The 19,792-nt window shown below is 70.8% G+C and carries 2 protein-coding genes (1 of these 2 only partly in view); both read left to right on the forward strand.

All coding sequences use genetic code 11. From position 1 onward, the window contains the following. Positions 1–9,936 (forward strand): amino acid adenylation domain-containing protein, encoded by a 9,936-nt coding sequence (locus ACF8ME_RS23005; protein ID WP_392418315.1) that lies wholly within the window; start codon positions 1–3, stop codon positions 9,934–9,936. Then, positions 9,936–19,792 carry the 5' portion of a non-ribosomal peptide synthase/polyketide synthase gene (locus tag ACF8ME_RS23010; RefSeq protein WP_392418317.1) on the forward strand. The gene runs 8,710 nt beyond the window's last position, so the window shows 9,857 of its 18,567 coding nt (coding positions 1–9,857); it begins with the start codon at positions 9,936–9,938; the stop codon falls past the right edge of the window. Before ACF8ME_RS23005 ends, ACF8ME_RS23010 begins: the two co-directional genes overlap by 1 nt.

Raw genomic sequence — 19,792 nt, forward strand, 5'->3', positions numbered from 1 at the left:
ATGTCCCTGAACGATCTCGATTCCCGCAAGTCCCGCCTGTCCGATGCGCAGCGTGCCGCACTGGCCCTGAGGCTCCGGGGTGCATCCGGCGCACCCGCTGCATCCGACGCAGGTGGCGCAGGTGGCCTGCCGGACGGCGACGCCCGCAACACGGCCCACACCATCACCCGCTGCGACCGCACGCTGGCCATTGCCCTGTCCCCCGCGCAGCGCAGCCTCTGGCTCACCTGGCGGCTGGAGCCCGCCAGCCCCGCTTACAACATGGTGGGATCGCTGTCGCTCAAGGGGCCGCTGGATGCGTGGGCGCTGGAGCAGGCGCTGCAGGCCCTGGCCGAGCGCCACGAGATCCTGCGCACCTGCTATCCGGCCGGCGAGGACGGCGATCCCCGGCAGTCCATCCAGCCCGCCGCGCCCGTGCCCCTGCGCCACGTCGATCTGGGCGCATGGACGGACGGCGATCCGCAGGCCGAGGCGCAGCGCCAGGTACTGCTGCTGGCCCGCCAGCCCTTTGCGCTGGATACGGAAACGCCATTGCGCGCCGTCCTGTGCCGGCTGGGCGCGCAGGAGCATGTGCTGGGCCTGTCGCTGCACCACATTGCTGGCGATGGCTGGTCCAACGGCATCGTGGTCGAGGAACTGTTCCACCTGTACGAGGCCCTGCGCACGCAGCAGCCATCGCGCCTGCCGGCCATGGCCCTGCAGTTCGCCGACTACGCCGTCTGGCAGCGCCGCTGGTTCGATGCCGGTGAGCGCGAGCGGCAGCTGGCCTACTGGCGCGCCCGGCTGGGCACCGAGCATGAGGCCCTGGCCCTGCCGATGAAGCAGGCCAGGGCTGCCGTGCAGGAAGCACAGGAGCAGCGCCTGGAGTTCACGCTGCCCGCCGCGCTGGCCACCCGCGTGCGCGCCCTGGGCCGCGCGCATGGCGCCTCGCTGTTCATGGTGATGCTGGCGCTGCTCAAGCTGGTGCTGTACCGCTTCAGCGGCACGCGCGAGCTGCGCGTGGGCACGCCCGTGGCCAACCGCCAGAAGGCCGAGACGCATGGGCTGATCGGCTACTTCCTGAACCTGCTGGTGCTGCGCACGCACATCGATCCCGCGCAGGACTTCCGCGCGCTGCTGGCGCAGGTGCGCGAGGCGGTGCTGGGCGCGCAGGCCCACCAGGACCTGCCGTTCCACCTGCTGGTCGAGGCGCTGCAGCCGGCCCGCCAGCCGGGCGTTCACCCGCTGTTCCAGGTCAAGTGCACCCAGCAGGAAGACGCCTCGGCCGCGCGCCACATCGCCGGCCTGGAGATCGCCATGCAGGCCGTCTCCAGCGGCCAGGCGCATTTCGACCTGAGCCTGGACTTCACCGACCGGCAGGACGGCATCGACTGCGTGCTGATCTACGCCCATGAACTGTTCGACGAAGCCGTGGTGCGTGACATGGCCGGCGCATTCCAGGATCTTGCGCGGCAGGTCACCGGCGCAATCAGCGACAGGCAGCCCAGGCTGGGCGAGCTGTCGCTGCCAGGCCGCGTGTCGGAGTCTGCAGGCCCGGTGCAGGCCTTTGGCGCCGACAGCGTGCTGGAGCTGTGGTCGCGCGCCGTGCAGGCCCATCCCGATGGCACGGCGGTCAGGGACGCGGGCTCGGCCCTGGGCTACGCGCAGCTGGACCGGCAGTCCGACCAGTTGGCCCGGGCCCTGGTGGCGCGCGGCGTGGGGGCCGATGTGCGCGTGGCCCTGCATGCCGAGCGCAGCTGCGCCTTTGTGCTGGGCCTGCTTGCCGTGCTCAAGGCCGGTGGCACCTATGTGCCCCTGGACCCCGGCCTGCCGGCGCAGCGGCTGGCCTGGCAGCTGCGCGACAGCGGCGCGGTGCTGATGCTCTGCCAGCAGGCGCCCGCCTGGGACGCGGGCGTTCCCCTGCTGAGCCTGGACCCGAATGCCTGCCAGGAGCCGTGCATTGCGGGGCAGGCGCTGCCGGCCGCGCCGCCGCATTCCGCACAGGGTGCCTATGTGATCTACACCTCGGGATCGACCGGGCAGCCCAAGGGCGTGGTCGTCAGCCACGGGGCGCTGGCCCACTATGTGCAGGCCGTGCTGCAGCGGCTGGACCTGCCCGATGCGGCGCGCAGCATGGCCATGGTCTCGACCGTGGCGGCGGACCTGGGGCACACCGTGCTGTTCGGCGCGCTGTGCTCGGGGCGCGCGCTGCATCTGATGGCGCCCGAACTGGCCTTCGACCCCGACGGCTTCGCGCGCTACATGGCAGAGCACCGGGTGGACGTGCTCAAGATCGTGCCCAGCCATCTGCAGGGGCTGCTGAATGCCGGCATGCCCGCTGACGTGCTGCCTGCCAGCCGCCTGGTGCTGGGCGGCGAGGCCACGCGCTGGCCGCTGATCGACCGCATCGCCGCGCTCAGGCCCGGCTGCCGCGTGCTCAACCATTACGGCCCCACCGAAACCACGGTGGGCATCCTCACCCAGGAGGCGGGCGAGGCGCTGCGCGGCGGCGAAAGCCTGCCCGTGGGCAGGCCGCTGGCCAATAGCCGCGCCCTGGTGCTGGATGCCGACCTGCAGCCCGTGCCTCGGGGCGCCAGCGGCGAGCTGTACCTGGGCGGGCCGGGCCTGGCGCGCGGCTACCAGGCCCGGCCCGGGCAGACGGCAGAGCGATTCGTGGCCAGCCCGTTCCAGCCGGGCGAGCGCCTGTACCGCACGGGCGACCGCGTGACCATGCTGGCCGATGGCAGCCTGCAGTTCCTGGGCCGCATGGACGACCAGGTGAAGGTGCGCGGCTACCGCGTGGAGCTGCGCGAGGTGGCGCTGGCGCTGCAGGCCGTGCCCGGCGTGGCCCAGGCCGAAGTCGTGGCGCGGCTGGATGGGGAGGGCGGCGGGGACGGGCGCATGCAGCTGCATGCCTATGCCGTGTCCCAGGCGGGCGTTCCCGCCGACAGGCAGGGGTGGGCCGCCGCGCTGGCGCAGGCGCTGCCCGAATACATGGTGCCCGCCAGCATCACCGTGCTGGAGGGCATGCCCCTGACGGCCAACGGCAAGATCGACCGCAAGGCCCTGCCCGTGCCGGAGCAGGCGGCCGCCGATCTGTTCGAGGCGCCCCAAGGCGAGGCCGAGCAGGCGCTGGCCGCCGTCTGGGCCGACCTCTTCGGCCTGGAGCGCGCGGGCCGGCATGACGACTTCTTCGCGCTGGGCGGGGACTCCATCCTCGCGCTCAAGCTGGTGGCGCGCGCCCGCAAGCGCGGCGTCAAGCTCACGCCCAAGCAGCTGTTCACGGGCAAGACGCCCGCGGGTGTGGCACGGCTGGTGGAGGGGCCGGTTGCCGGCGCCGAGCAGACCGAAGGCACAGCGCCCCTGCCCAGGGCCGACCGCAGTGGCCCGCTGCCGCTGTCCTTTGCGCAATTGCGCCAGTGGTTCCTGTGGCAGCTGGAGCCGGCCGGCACCGCCTATCACATCAGCGGCGCGCTGCGTCTGCTGGGCACGCTCGATGTGCTGGCGCTGCAGCAAAGCTTCGACGCGCTGGTGGCGCGCCACGAGTCGCTGCGCACGGTGTTCCGCATGGGCGGGGACGGGCAGGTGGTGCAGGTGATCGCCGCACAGGGCGGTGTGCGGGTCGAGCAAACGGATCTGTCCGAACTCCCCGCTGCGCAGCGCCAGGAGCAACTGGAACAGGCGGCGGCCGCCGTGCACCGCCAGCCCTTCGACCTGCAGGCCGGGCCGCTGCTGCGCGTGGGCCTGATCCGGGAGTCGGCCGAGGCGCATCTGCTGGTCGTGGCCATGCACCACATCGTCTCCGACGGCTGGTCCATGCAGATCATCGTGGATGAATTCGTGCAGCAGTACCGCGCACGGTGCCAGGGACAGGTGCCGCAGGCCGCACCCCTGCCGCTGCAGTACGCCGACTACGCGGCCTGGCAGCGCCAGTGGCTGGGGGCCGGCGAGCGGCAGCGGCAACTGGCCTACTGGCGCGCCCAGCTGGGCGACACGCACCCCGTGCTGCAACTGCCCACCGACCACCCGCGCCGGCCCGGCGCGGACCATGTGGCCGCCAGCCATGGCCTGCAGCTGCCGGCCGAACTGGTCGGCAGCCTGCGCCGCCGCGCCCAGGCGCAGGACGCAACGCTGTTCGTGCTGCTGCTGGCGGGCCTGCAGGCCGTGCTGCACCGCTACACGGGCCAGGAAGACATTCGCGTGGGCGTGCCCATTGCCAACCGCCACCGGGTGGAAACGCAGGGCACGGTGGGCTTTTTCGTGAACACCCAGGTTCTGCACGCCACGCTGGACGGGCGCATGGGACTGGCGCAGCTGCTGGACCAGGCCCGGCAGGCCGCCCAGGGCGCGCAGGCCCACCAGGACCTGCCCTTCGAGCAACTGGTCGAGGCGCTGCAGCCCGAACGCAACGCCGGCACCCAGCCGCTGTTCCAGGTGCTGTTCAACCACCAGCGCCAGGACCGCAGCGCGCTGCAGCAACTGCCTGGGCTGGAGCTGCAGGAATATGCGCTGCAGGGCCAGGGCGCCCAGTTCGAGCTGACCGTGGACACCACCGAGGATGCGCAGGGCTGCCTGCATCTGCGCCTGACCTATGCCCGCGAATTGTTCGAGGCCGCCACCATCGGCGCGCTGGCCGGCCACTATGTGGCCATGCTGCAGGCGCTGGCCGATGATCCGGCCCGCAAGGTGGGCGAAGTCGCCTTGCTGGGCGCGGCCGAACTGCACAGGCAGCAGGCCTGGGGCCGCGCCGCTGCCCTGCCTGCCGGCCGGCCGGCCGCAGCGCAGACGCTGCACGGCCGCTTCGCCAGCCAGGCATTGGCGCGGGCCGGGGCGCAGGCGCTGTCCTTCGAGCACCACGTTCTCGGCTACGCCGAACTCGACGCCCGGGCCAACCGTCTGGCCCACCGCCTCATCGCCCTGGGCGTGCGCCCGGAGACCCGCGTGGGCATCGCCATGCAGCGCTCGGTGGAGATGGTGGTCGGCCTGCTGGCCATCCTCAAGGCCGGTGGCGCCTACGTGCCGCTGGACCCGGATTACCCTGCCGACCGGCTGGCGCACATGGTGGCCGACAGTGGGATCTCCCTGGTGCTGACGCAGGCTGCGCTGCGCGAGCGCATTCCCGGCGCTGCTGCGCTGCAGGTACTGGAGATCGACATGCTGGACCTGTCGGGCGAACCCGATACCGATCCGCAGGTTGAAGTCTCGGCAGACAGCCTGGCCTATGTGATCTACACCTCGGGCTCCACGGGCCGCCCCAAGGGCGCACAACTGAGCCACCGCAACGTGGCGCGGCTGCTGGATGCCACCGATGCCTGGTTCGGCTTCGGGCCTGACGATGTCTGGACCCTGTTCCACTCCTACGCCTTCGACTTCTCGGTCTGGGAGATCTTTGGCGCGCTGTGCACGGGGGGCAGGCTGGTGGTGGTGCCGTACTGGGTCAGCCGCTCGCCCCAGGACTTCCTGGCTTTGCTGTGTGCGGAGCGCGTAACGGTTCTCAATCAAACGCCCTCGGCCTTCGGGCAGTTGGTGCATGCCGTGGAGCAGGATGAAGAAGGCGGCGCTGGCCTGGCGCTGCGCCAGGTGATCTTCGGCGGCGAGGCGCTGGAGCCCGAGAGCCTGCGGCCCTGGTTCCACCGCTTCGGTGACCAGGGCCCCCAACTCATCAACATGTACGGCATCACCGAGACCACGGTGCATGTGACATACCGGGAGATCACCCGGAAGGATCTGGAGGGCGGACGCAGCCCCGTGGGCGTGGCGATTCCGGACCTGGGCCTGTACGTGCTCGATGGCAGCCTGAACCTGCTGCCGCAGGGCGTGGCGGGAGAGTTGTATGTGGCGGGTGAGGGCTTGGCACGCGGCTATCTCAACAGGCAAGGACTGACGGCAGAGCGCTTCATTGCCAACCCGTTCAGCGAGACAGGCGAGCGCCTGTACCGCACGGGCGATCTGGTGCGCTGGAACACTCAGCGCGAACTCGAATACCTGGGCCGTGCCGACCAGCAGGTCAAGATCCGGGGCTTCCGCATCGAACTGGGCGAGGTGCAGTCGCAGCTGCTGGCCCAGCCCGAGGTGCGCGAGGCCGTGGTTTTGGCCAAGGATGGTGCAAGGCTGATCGCCTATGTCTCCCTGCGTGACGCGGTGGAGGAAAGCCAGCTCAAGCAGCGGCTGGGCCAGGCGCTGCCCGACTACATGGTGCCCTCGGCCATCGTCGTGCTCGAAGCCCTGCCGCTGACAGCCAACGGCAAGGTGGACCGCAAGGCGCTGCCCGAGCCGGAGATGGCGAGTGCGCAGGAATACGAGGCACCGCAAGGTGAACTCGAAGAAACGCTGGCGAAGATCTGGGCCGAGGTGCTGGGCGTGGAGCGCGTGGGCCGGCAGGACGGCTTCTTCGAGCTGGGCGGGCATTCGCTGCTCGCCCTGGGCCTGCTGGAGCGCGTACGCGCCCAGGGCCTGCGCGTGCAGGTGCGCACGCTGTTCCAGCATCCGAGGCTGGCGGAGTTTGCGCAGGCGGTGCGGCAGGAGCAGCAGGGTGAGCAAGGGGAGGAGGTGGCCGGCGAGATCGACGTGCCACCCAACGGCATCCCCGAAGGCTGCACGGCGATCACGCCGGACATGCTGACCCTGGTGGCGCTGGATGAAGATGAGATTGCACGCATTGCCGCTGCGGTGCCCGGTGGGGCGGCCAACATCCAGGACATCTACCCGCTGGCGCCGCTGCAGGAGGGAATTCTGTTCCACCACCTGCTGCAGTCCGGGGGCGATGTGTTCGTCTCGCCCAACCTGCTGAGCTTCGGGGCGCGCGAGCAGCTGCAATCCTTCGTGCACAGCCTCAACCAGGTGATTGCGCGCCATGACATCCTGCGCACGGCCGTGCTCTGGGAAGGGCTGTCCGAGCCGGTGCAGGTGGTGCTGCGCCAGGCACCGCTGCAGCTGCAGTGGCCTGATGCGGATGAGGCACATGAGGCGCTGGTGCCGCAGATGCTGGAGCAACTGCGCAGCCACGACCTGCGCCTGGACGTGCGGCAGGCGCCGATGATAGGGGTGCGGGCCGCGCACGATGCCGGGCAAGGCCGCTGGCTGCTGCAGCTGCTGAGTCACCACCTCGTGATGGACCGCATCACGCTGGACCTGCTGCTGCAGGAAGTGCTGCGGCTCCAGCAGGGCCGCGTGGCCGAGCTGCCGGTGCCCGTGCCCTTCCGGCGCTTTGTGGCGCAGGCGCGCCAGGGCGTGGCGGCCGAGGCGCACGAGCGGTTCTTCCGCCGCATGCTGGCCGATGTGCAGGAGCCCACGGCCGCCTTCGGCCTGCTGGATGTGCAAGGCGATGGCCGTGGCATGGAGGAGGCCCGCCTGCGGTTGGACGCCCCACTGGCCCAGGGCATGCGCCGCCAGGCGCGTGCGCACGGGGTCAGTCCCGCCGCGCTCTGCCACCTGGCCTGGGCGCTGGTGCTGGCCCGCACCAGCGGCAGGCAGGAGCCGGTCTTCGGCACCGTGCTGATGGGCCGCATGGACGGCGGCGCCGGTGCGCAGCAGGCGCTGGGCATGTTCATCAACACCTTGCCGCTGCGCCTGCCGCTGGGCGAAGGCAGCGTGCTCCAGGGCCTGCGCAGCACAGCGGCGGCGCTTGCGGCGCTGCTGCAGCACGAGCATGCCAGCCTGTCGCTGGCCCAGCGCTGCAGCGGCCTGCCTGCGGGAACGCCGCTGTTCAGCGCATTGCTGAACTACCGGCATGGCGCGGCCGAGGGTGCTGCGCAAGAGCTGGCCCGGGCCGGCGTGCAGGTGCTGGGCCGCCCCGAGCGCAGCAACTATCCCGTGGGCATGGCCGTGGATGACGAAGGCCAGGGCTTTGTGCTCGTCGCCCAGGTGGTTCGCAGCGTGGGGGCCGGGCGCGTCTGCGCCTACATGCAGCGGGCCCTGCAGGCGCTGGTGCAGGCGCTGCAGCAGCAGCCCGGCCGCGACCTGCGCACGCTGGACGTGGTGCCCCCGGCCGAGCGCCAGGCGCTGCTGGCGCAGGCCGGCAACCCCCGGTCCTGGCCGCAGGCCTTGCCGGTGCACCGCATGTTCGAGGCGCAGGCAAGGCAGCGGCCCCAGGCCCCGGCCCTGGCCGCGGACGGGCAGGTGTTCAGCTACGGCGATCTGGACCGGCGGGCCAGCCGCCTGGCGCAGGTCCTGATCGCCCAGGGGCTGCGGCCCGGGCAGCGCGTGGGCCTGGTGGCCGAGCGCGGGGCCGCCATGGTGGCCGGCCTGCTGGCCATCCTCAAGGCGGGCGCCGCCTACGTGCCCGTCGATCCGGCCCTGCCCGATGAGCGCATGCAGTACATGCTGCAGGACAGCGGGGCCTGCCTGGTGCTAGCCTCGGGCCTGGCGCCGGGCCGGCTGGCCGTGCTCGCCGCCAGCGTGCCGAAGGTGCTGGAACTGGAGGCGCTGGAGGTGCTGGAGGCAGTGGAGGCAAGGGAGCCAGGGCCGCAGGCAGGCACGGAACGCGCGCCCCGCGTCGAGGTGCATGGCGACCAGGCGGCCTATGTGATCTACACCTCGGGCTCCACCGGCCGGCCCAAGGGCGTGGTGGTGCGGCATGCGGCCTTCTCCAACTTCCTGCAGTCCATGGCGGCACAGCCGGGCCTGCAGGCGCAGGACGTGGTGCTGGCCACGACCTCCGTGTCCTTCGACATTGCGGGCCTGGAGATCTTCCTGCCCCTGGCCGTGGGCGCGCAGCTGGTGGTGGCCGGGCGCGAACAGGTGCGCGACGCGGCCGCGCTGGCGGCGCTGCTGGAGCGCAGCCGCGCCAGCGTGATGCAGGCCACGCCCTCGGGCTGGCGCCTGCTGCTGGCCGGTGGCTGGAAGGCGGCACGGCCCCTGAAGGCGCTGTGCGGCGGCGAGGCGCTTGCGCCGGACCTGATTGCCCTGTTGCGCGCGGCGGGCGTGGACCTCTGGAACCTCTACGGCCCGACCGAGACCACGATCTGGTCCAGCCTGCAGCAGGTGCAGGGCGATGCCGCCACGCTGGGCCAGGCCATCGCGGCCACCCGGCTGCTGGTGCTTGACGAAGGACTGCGCTGCGTGCCGCAAGGCGTGGCCGGTGAGCTGTTCATTGGCGGCCAGGGCCTGGCGCGCGGCTACTGGCAGCGGCCGGGCCTGAGCGCAGAGCGTTTTGTGGCCGATCCTTTCGCGGGACCGGGCGCGGCTGGCGAACGCCTGTACCGCACGGGCGATCTGGTGCGCCGCAATGCCGATGGCGCGCTGGAATACCTGGGCCGGCTGGACCACCAGGTCAAGATCCGCGGCCACCGCATCGAGCTGGGCGAGGTGGAGGCCGCACTGCTGGCCCAGCCCGAGGTGCGCGAGGCCGTGGTCACGGCAGCGGGGTCCGGCAGTGATACGCGCCTTGTGGCGCACATATCTCTACATGCATCGCTGCATGCGTCGCTGCATGCACCGCTGCATGCAGGCCCGCCCCTGGACGCTGCGGCACTGCGCGCAAGACTGGCCAGCGGCCTGCCCGACTACATGCTGCCGTCCGCCATCGTGGTGCTGGACACGCTGCCGCTGAACAACAGCGGCAAGGTGGACCGTGCCGCGCTGCCTGCGGCGCAGGCACCGGCCGGGCAGTCCTACGAGGCGCCCTCGGGGCAGGCCGAGGAAATGCTGGCCGGGCTGTGGTCCGAGCTGCTGGGTGGTGGCCGCGTGGACCGCCGCGACAGCTTCTTCGAGCGCGGCGGGCACTCGCTCAAGGTGGTGCAACTGCTGGCGCGACTGCAGGGGGCAGGCGCTGCGGGGCTGACCGCCCAGGACGTTTTCCGCACCCCGGTGCTGCAGGACATGGCGGGCCTGGTGCGCCTGCCGGCCCATGGCAGCGCGGATGCTGCGGGTGCAACAGGCACGACAGGCACGACAGGCGCGGACGCGCAGGCGCTCGATGCGCTGGATTCCTTTCTCGAAACTCTGGGAGATATCTGATGGACCGTGGCCGCCTGCGCCAAATCGCCGAGCGCTTTGCAAGCCTGAGCCCTGCCCAGCGCACGCTGGCATTGCAAAAGATCCGGGCCGAGGGACTGGATCTCTCGCATTTCCCCATCCCGGTCCGCACACCATCGTCCGACCAGACCGAAGCCCTGTCCCATGCGCAGCTGCGCCAGTGGTTCCTGTGGAAGCTGGACCCGCAAAGCTCGGCCTACCACATCGCCCAGGCCTCGTGGATGCATGGCGAGCTGGATCTGGCGGCCTTGCGGCAGGCGTTCGGCGTGCTGCTGGAGCGCCACGGCGGACTGCGCACGGTGTTCGAGGAAAGCCCCGACGGCCTGGCGCGGCAGCGCATCGTGCCGCAGCTGGCCCTGGAGCTTCCGCTGATCGACCTCAGTTCCCTGCCCGCCGCGCAGCGCCACGACCGGGCCCTGGCCGAAGCCGAGCGCCTGTGTCTCACGCCCTTTGACCTGACGCGCGGACCGCTGCTGCGCGTGGCCGCCGTTCGCCTGGACAGCCGCCAGCACCTGCTGGTGGTGGTGATGCACCACATCATCTCCGACGGCCGCTCCATGCAGATCCTGCTGGAGGAGTTCGCCGGCCTGTACGCGGCACTGGTGCAGCAGCGCCCGACCCGCCTGCCGCCGCTGCCCATTGCCTACGCCGACTACGCCGCCTGGCAGCGCGACTGGCTGGAGGCCGGGGAAAGGCAGCGCCTGCTGGACTACTGGCTGCCCGAGCTGGCCGGGGGGCAGGACCTGCATCTGGAGCTGCCCTCCGACCATGCCCGCGCGCCGGGCGCCGAGACCCGCTGGCATGCCGCTTGGCACCGGCTGGAACTGCCCGCCAGCCTGGTGGCCGGACTGGAGCAGCGCGCCCGCGAGCAGGGCACCTCCCTCTTCGTGGCGCTGCTGGCCGGTTTCCAGGCCCTGCTGCACCGCTATACCGCCGAGACCGATATCCGCGTGGGCGTGCCCGTGGCCAACCGCAACCAGCCCGAGGCCGAGCCGCTGGTCGGCTTCTTCGTCAACACGCTGGTGATGCGTGGCCGGCTCGATACCCGCATGCGCCTGCAGGAGCTGCTGGCCCAGCTGGCCGAGCGGGTCCGCCTGGGCCTGGCCCACCAGGACCTGCCCTACGAGCAACTGGTCGAGGCGCTGCAGCCGCGCCGCAGCCTGGACGGCAGCTCGCTGTTCCAGGTGATGCTGAACTACCAGCACGAAGAGGCGGCCGGCCTGGCGGGCCTGGAGATCCAGAAGCTGGAGCTGGACGGCCTGGCAGCCCAGTTCGAGCTGACCCTGCACGCCAGCCGCCGCGCCAACGGCAGCCTGCAGCTGGGCTTTGCCTATGCGCGCGAGCGCTTCGAGCCGGCCACGGTGCAGCGCATGGGCGCGCATCTGTCGCTGCTGCTGCAGGCGCTGGCGCATGCGCCGCAGTGCACGCTGGACCAGGTGCAGCTGCTGCCCGGCGATGAGCAGGCGCGGCTTCTGGACCGCAGTGCGCGCCGCAGTACCCGCAATGGACCTGTCCTCAACCATGCGCAGCCCGCCTGCCTGCACCAGCGCTTTGCCACAAGCGCGCAGCAACGGCCGGAGGCGGTGGCGTTGACCTGCGAGTCCGCACGACTGACCTACGCCGAACTCGATGCCCAGGCCAACCGCCTGGCCCGCCGCCTGATCGCTCTGGGCGTGCGCCCGGAGACGCGCGTGGGCATTGCCATGCAGCGCTCGGTGGAGATGGTGGTCGGCCTGCTGGCCATCCTCAAGGCCGGTGGCGCCTATGTGCCGCTGGACCCGGATTACCCGGCGGATCGTCTGGCACATATGGTCGAGGACAGTGGCATTGCCCTGGTGCTGACGCAGGCTGCGGTGCGCGAGCGCATTCCCGGCGCTGCTGCGCTGCAGGTGCTGGAGATCGACACGCTGGACCTGTCGGGCGAACCCGATACCGATCCGCAGGTCGATGTGAACCCGGACAGCCTGGCCTATGTGATCTACACCTCGGGCTCCACGGGCCGCCCCAAGGGCGCGCAACTGAGCCACCGCAACGTGGCACGGCTGCTGGACGCCACCGATGCCTGGTTCGGCTTCGGCCCGGACGATGTCTGGACCCTGTTCCACTCCTACGCCTTCGACTTCTCGGTCTGGGAGATCTTTGGTGCGCTGTGCACGGGCGGCAGGCTGGTGGTGGTGCCGTACTGGGTCAGCCGCTCGCCCCAGGACTTCCTGGCCTTGCTGCGTGCGGATCACGTAACGGTTCTCAATCAAACACCTTCGGCCTTTGGGCAACTGGTCCATGCCGTGGAGCAGGATGAAGAAGGCGGCGCTGGCCTGGCGCTGCGCCAGGTGATCTTTGGCGGCGAGGCGCTGGAGCCCGAGAGCCTGCGGCCCTGGTTCGACCGCTTCGGTGACGAGCAGAGCCCCAAGCTCATCAACATGTACGGCATCACCGAGACCACAGTGCATGTGACGTACCGGCAGATCACCAAGGCGGATCTGGATGGCGGGCGCAGCCCCGTGGGCGTGGCGATTCCGGACCTGGGCCTGTATGTGCTCGATGGCAGCCTGAACCTGCTGCCGCAGGGCGTGGCGGGAGAGTTGTATGTGGCGGGCGAGGGCTTGGCACGCGGCTATCTCAACAGGCAAGGGCTGACGGCAGAGCGCTTCATCGCCAACCCCTTCGCGGAGTCCGGCGAGCGCCTGTACCGCACGGGCGATCTGGTGCGCTGGAGCGCCCAGGGCGAACTTGAATACCTGGGCCGTGCCGACCAGCAGGTCAAGATCCGGGGCTTCCGCATCGAGCTGGGCGAGGTGCAGTCGCAGCTGCTGGCCCAGCCCGAGGTGCGCGAGGCCGTGGTACTGGCCAAGGAGGGTGCAAGGCTGATCGCCTATGTCTCCCTGCGTGACGCGATGGAGGAAAGCCAGCTCAAGCAGCGCCTGTGCCAGGCGCTGCCCGACTACATGGTGCCTTCGGCCATCGTCGTGCTCGAAGCCCTGCCTTTGACGGCCAACGGCAAGGTGGACCGCAAGGCGCTGCCCGAGCCGGAGATGGTCAGCGCCCAGCAATACGAGGCACCGCAGGGCGAGTTGGAGGAAACGCTGGCGCAGATCTGGGCCGAGGTGCTGGGCGTGGAGCGCGTGGGTCGGCAGGACGGCTTCTTCGAGCTGGGCGGACATTCGCTGCTCGCCCTGGGCCTGCTGGAGCGCGTGCGCGCCCAGGGCCTGCGCGTGCAGGTGCGCACGCTGTTCCAGCACCCGAGGCTGGCGGAGTTTGCGCAGGCGGTACTGGAGGAACAGCAGGAGCAGCAGGGTGAGCAAGGGGAGGAGGTGGCCGGCGAGATCGACGTGCCACCCAACGGCATCCCCGAAGGCTGCACGGCGATCACGCCGGACATGCTGACCCTGGTGGCGCTGGATGAAGATGAGATTGCTCGCATTGCCGCGGCGGTGCCGGGAGGCGCGGCCAACATCCAGGACATCTACCCGCTGGCGCCGCTGCAGGAGGGAATTCTGTTCCACCACCTGCTGCAGTCCGAGGGCGATGCCTATGTCACCTCGCACACGCTGAGCTTCGACTCGCGCGAGCGGCTGCAGCGGTTTGCCGAGAGCTTTGACCAGGTGGTCGCGCGGCATGACATCCTGCGCACGGCCGTGTTCTGGGAAGGCCTGGCGACGCCCGTGCAGGTCGTCTGCCGGCAGGCCCGCCTGCCGCTGTCCTGGCTGGAGGAGGGCGGCGCGGCGGCATCATCGCAGGACGCGCTGGCCCGGCTGGCCGCCTGCGCCCAGGGCTACCGCATCGACCTGCGCAAGGCGCCGCTGATCCACCTGGTGGCCGCGCACGACGCGCCGGGCCAGCGCTGGCTGCTGCAGATCCTGGCCCATCACATGGTGGACGACAACACCACGCTCAAGCAGGTGATCGGTGAGATCGCGCTGATCCAGCAGGGCCGCTCCAGCGCGCTGCCCCGGCCGCTGCCGTTCCGCCAGTTCGTGGCCCATGCGCGCTCGGGCGAGGGCACGGCCGGGCATGAGGCGTTTTTCCGCACCATGCTGGGCGATGTGCAGGAGCCCACGGCGCCCTTCGGGCTGCTGGATGTCCAGGGCGACGGAGCGCGCACGAACGAGGTGCGGCAGGTGCTTGACGGCGGCCTTGCCGCCCGGTTGCGGCAGCAGTCCCGGCGCCACGGCGTCAGCGCCGCCGCGCTGTTCCACCTGGCCTGGGCCCTGGTGCTGGCCAGGACCAGCGGCAGGGACGACGTGGTGTTCGGCACCGTGCTGTTTGGCCGCATGCAGGCGCAGCAGGGCGCGGCCCGCGCGCTGGGCATGTTCATCAATACGCTGCCGCTGCGCGTTCGCCTGGCCGGTCGTGGCGTGGCCCAGGCCCTGCGCCAGACCCAGTCCGCGCTGACGGACCTGCTGCACCACGAGCATGCCAGCCTGTCGATGGCCCAGTCCTGCAGCGGCCTGGCCGGCGGGGCGCCGCTGTTCACGGCCCTGCTCAACTACCGGCACACGGCGCTGCAGGACGCGGACGCTGGCGATGCCTGGAGCGGCGTGCAGATACTGCAAAGCCACGAGCGCACCAACTTCCCGTTCGGCCTGTCGGTCAACGACACGGGCGAGGGCTTCACGCTGATCGCGCATGTGATCGATGCGGTGAATGCCCACAGCATGTGCGGCTACATGCACCAGGCCCTGGACGGCCTGGCCGATGCCCTGGCGCGCGACCCCGGCCAGCCCGTGACCGCGATTGCGGTGCTGCCCGCGCATGAACGGGACAGGCTGCTGCAGTGGAGCCTCAATGGCAAGTCCCATCCCCAGGCCCTGCCCGTGCACCGGGAATTCGAGGCCCGCGTGCGGGAGCAGCCCGATGCCGTCTGCCTGGTCCATGGCGACGAGGCGCTGACCTCGGCCCGGCTCAACGCCCGTGCCAACCGGCTGGCCCACCGGCTGATGGCCCTGGGCGTGGGGCCGGACGTGCGCGTGGGCGTTGCGCTGGAGCGCTCGGTGGACATGGTGGCCGGGCTGCTGGCGGTGCTCAAGGCCGGCGGCGCCTACGTGCCGCTGGACATGGAGTACCCGGTGGACCGCCTGGCCTACATTGCCCAGGACAGCGGCATTGCCCTGCTGCTGACCGAGCGCAAGGCACGCGAGCGCCTGCCGTTCGCGCAGGCGCTGAACGTGGTCGAGCTCGACGGCCTGGACCTGGACGCGGGGCCTGACCACAATCCCGGCGTGGCGATCCATGGCGACCATCTGGCCTATGTGATCTACACCTCGGGCTCCACCGGCCGGCCCAAGGGGGCGGCCAACCGGCATGCCGCGCTGTCCAATTGCATGGCCTGGATGCAGGACCACTACCGGCTCACGCGGGCCGACGCGGTGCTGCACAAGGCGGCCTTCGGCTTCGATGTCTCGGCCTGGGAAATCTTCTGGCCGCTGACGGCGGGCGTGCGCCTGGTGGTGGCCCGGCCCGGCGACCACCGCGATCCCGAGCGCATCGTCGCGCTGATCCGCCGCCACCAGATCACCACGCTGAACTTCGTGCCGGCCATGCTGCAGGCGTTTCTGGCCCATGAAGGCATCGAGGAGGAGACCCGCCTGCGCTATGTGATCTGCGGCGGCGAGGCCATGCCGGCCGAGACACAGCGCGAGGCCCTGCGCCGCCTGCACGGCGTCAGCCTGCAAAACCTCTATGGCCCGACCGAGGCCGCCATCCACGTGACGCACTGGACCTGCCGCGACGATGGCCGCAGCCCGGTCCCCATCGGCCGCCCCGTCAGCGCGACCAAGGCCCTGGTGCTGGGCCAGGATCTGGGACTGGTTCCCGCAGGCGTGGCCGGCGAACTCTATCTGGGCGGGCAGGCGCTGGCGCAGGGCTACCTGGGCCGGCCCGGCCTGAGCGCCGAGCGCTTCGTCGCCGACCCGTTCGACCAGGGCGGCGGCCGCCTGTACCGCACGGGCGACCTGGTGCGCTGGAACGATGAAGGCCAGCTGGAGTACCTGGGGCGCCTGGACCATCAGGTGAAGATCCGAGGCTTTCGCATCGAGCTGGGCGAGATCGAGGCCCGGCTGCTGGCCCAGCCCCAGGTGCGGGAGTCCGTGGTCGTGGCCCGCAAGGACCCGGCGGGCATGCACCTGGCGGCCTATGTCTCGGCGCATGAAGGGCAGCAGGTCACGGCGGCCGAACTGCGCGAGCGCCTGGCCCTTGAACTGCCGGACTACATGGTGCCGGCCGCCATCATGGTGCTGGACCGCCTTCCCCTGAATGCCAATGGCAAGGTGGACAGGGCCGCCTTGCCCGAGCCTGAACTGCTGGCCAGCCTGCACTACGAGGCGCCCGTGGGCGACGGCGAGCAGCGGCTGGCCGCACTCTGGAGCGAGGTGCTGGGCGTGGAGCGCGTGGGGCGCCACGACCATTTCTTTGAGTTGGGCGGGCACTCGCTGCTGGCCCTGAAGCTGCTGGAGCGCATGCGCGCCCAGGGCTGGGTGACGCAGGTGCGCACGCTGTTCCAGCACCCCCGGCTGGCGGATCTGGCACTGGCGCTGCGCCGCGAGCAGGGCCTGCCCCGGCATGAGGTGCAGGTGCCGCCCAACGGCATCCCCGAAGGCTGCACGGCCATCACGCCCGCCATGCTGACGCTGGTGGCACTGGACGCGCAGGAGATCGCACGGGTCGAGGACGCCGTGCCCGGTGGCGCGGCCAACATCCAGGACATCTATCCGCTGGCGCCGCTGCAGGAAGGCATTCTGTTCCACCACACGCTGCACCAGCAGGGCGACGCCTATGCCACGCCCACGCTGCTCGGCTTTGACACGCGCGAGCGGCTGCTGGGCTTTGTGCAACGGCTCAACCAGGTCATCGCACGCCACGACATCCTGCGCACGGCCGTGCTGTGGGAGGGGCTGGCCGAGCCTGTGCAGGTGGTCTGCCGGCAGGCGCAGGTGCTGCTCGACTGGCTGGACGAGAGCGAAAAGGGTAGCGAAGGGGAGGTTGCGGACGTGGCAGGCCGGCTGCAGGCCGTGCTGGACCCGCGCGTGCAGCGCATCGATGTGCGCCGTGCACCCATGATCCGCGCCGTGGCGGCGCAGGATGCGCGCAACGGCCGCTGGCTGCTGCAGCTGCTGACCCATCACCTGGTGCTGGACCACACGACGCTGGAACGCATCGTCGAGGAGATCGCGCTGATGGCCCAGGGCCGCGAGGCGGAGCTGCCCAGGCCCCTGCCGTTCAGGCGCTTCGTGGCCCAGGCGCGCCTGGGCGTGAGCACCAGCGAGCATGAGGACTTCTTCCGCGCCATGCTCGGCGATGTGGATGAGCCCACGGCGCCGTTCGGCCTGCTGGATGTGCAGGGCGACGGCAGTGCGGTGCAAGAGGCCAGGCTGGCCTTGGACGAGCCCCTGGCGCGCAGCGTGCGGCGGCAGGCACAGCGCCATGGGGTGAGTGCAGCCAGCCTGTTCCACCTGGCCTGGGCGCTGGTGCTGGGCAGGACCACGGGCAAGGACGACGTGGTGTTCGGCACCGTGCTCTTTGGCCGCATGCAGGGCGGGGAGGGCGCGCACAGCGCGCTGGGCATGTTCATCAACACGCTGCCGCTGCGCATACGGTTGGGCGGTCGGCTGGGCGGGCGCAGCGTGCAGGAATGCCTGCGCCAGACGCATGAGCTGCTGACGGGGCTGATGCACCACGAGCACGCCACGCTGTCGCTGGCGCAGCGCTGCAGCGCTCTGGCGGGGGGAACGCCGCTGTTCTCGGCTCTGCTCAACTACCGCTACAGCGTGGCCCCGCAGGAGGGGGCCGCAGCGGGCGCATGGGAAGGCATGACGGCGCTGGGCGGACAGGAGCGCACCAACTACCCCGTGACCGTGTCCATCGATGACCTGGGCGAAGGCTTTGGCATCGTGGCCCAGGCCGATGCTGTTCTGGGGGCTGAACGGCTGTGTGGATACATGGCGGCGGCCGTGGCCTCCCTGGTCCACGCGCTGGAAAGCGAGCCCGGCCTGGAGGCTGCGGCGCTGGACATGCTGGACGGCAAGGAATGGGCGCAGCTGCAGGCTTGGAGCCTGGGCGCCCGAACCGAACCGGGGATGCAGCCCGTGCACCGGTTGATCGAGCGCCAGGCCCAGGCACGGCCGGATGCCGTGGCGCTGGTCTTTGGCGATCAGGTGCTGAGCTACGACCAGCTCAACCGCCGCGCCAACCAGCTGGCACACCGGCTGATGGCCCTGGGCGTGAGGCCGGAGACCCGGGTCGGCATCGCCATGGAGCGGTCCATCGAGATGGTGGTGGGCCTGCTGGCCATCATGAAGGCCGGTGGCGCCTATGTGCCCCTGGACCCCGATCACCCGCCCGAACGGCTGGCGCAGATGATCGAAGACGGCGCCGTGCGGCGCCTGCTCACCCACAGCGCGCTGCGCGAGCGCCTGCCCGCAGGCGAGGATCTGCAGTGGCTGGACATCGACCGCATCGATGTGGCCGGTGAATCGCAGCGCAACCCGGTGGTTGCCGTGCATGGGGAGCATCTGGCCTATGTGATCTTCACCTCGGGCTCCACGGGCCGTCCCAAGGGCGCGGCCAACCGGCATGCGGCCCTGCACAACCGGCTGGCCTGGATGCAGCAGGCCTATGCGCTCGATGCATCGGACGCCGTGCTGCAAAAGACACCGTTCAGCTTCGATGTGTCGGTCTGGGAGTTCTTCTGGCCCCTGATGGCCGGCGCCCGGCTGGTGATGGCCGCGCCTGGCGATCACCGTGACCCCGCAAGGCTGGTGGCGCTGATCACGGGCCATGGCGTCACCACCGTGCACTTCGTGCCTTCCATGCTGCAGGCCTTTGTGGCGCACGCGGGCGTTGCAGCATGCACGGGCCTCAGGCGCATCCTGTGCAGCGGCGAGGCCCTGCCGGCCGAGGCGCAGAACGCCGTCTTCAGGCTCCTGCCCGGAGCCGGTCTCTACAACCTCTATGGGCCTACCGAGGCGGCCATCGACGTCACCCACTGGCGCTGCCGCGACGACGGGCGGCGCCAGGTTCCCATCGGCCGGCCCATCAGCGGTATCCGCACCTATGTGCTGGACTGCGCCATGCGGCCGGCGCCACAGGGCGTGGCCGGCGAGCTGTACCTGGGCGGCATGGGCCTGGCGCGCGGCTATCTGAACCGCCCCGCGCTGACGGCCGAGCGCTTTGTGGCCGACCCGCTGGACACGCAGGGCGGCCTGCTGTACCGCACGGGCGACCTGGTGCGCTGGAACGGCGAAGGCCAGATCGAGTACCTGGGGCGCCTGGACCACCAGGTGAAGATCCGCGGCCTGCGCATCGAGCTGGGCGAGATCGAGGCCCATCTGCTGGCCCAGCCCGGCGTGCGCGAGGCCGTGGTGGTCGCGGCGCAAGCCACATCGGGCGCGGCGGGCGCACGCCTTGTCGCCTATGTGGCCGGTCCGGACGCCGATGCGGGGCTGGCCGAAACCTTGCGCCAGGCGCTGGCCCGGCGGCTGCCGGACTACATGCAGCCTTCGGCCATCGTCGTGCTGCCTGCGCTTGCGCTCAATGCCAACGGCAAGGTGGACCGCAAGGCCCTGCCGCAGCCCGAATGGGCGCAGCGTGGATACGAACCGCCGCACAACGGGGTGGAGCAGCAGCTGTCGGCGATATGGGCCGAGCTTCTGGGGCAGGACCGCGTGGGGCGGCGCGACAACTTCTTCGAGCTGGGCGGGCACTCGCTGCTGGCCATGGGCATGCTGGAACGCATGCGCGCGCATGGCCTGTCGGCCTCGGTGCGCAGCCTGTTCCAGCATCCGCAGCTGGCGGATTTTGCGGCGCAGCTGATGCAGGCGGACGACGCCGCCCAGGTGCAGGT

Source organism: Delftia sp. WSY_7 (assembly GCF_043104845.1).
GTDB lineage: Bacteria > Pseudomonadota > Gammaproteobacteria > Burkholderiales > Burkholderiaceae_C > Comamonas > Comamonas tsuruhatensis.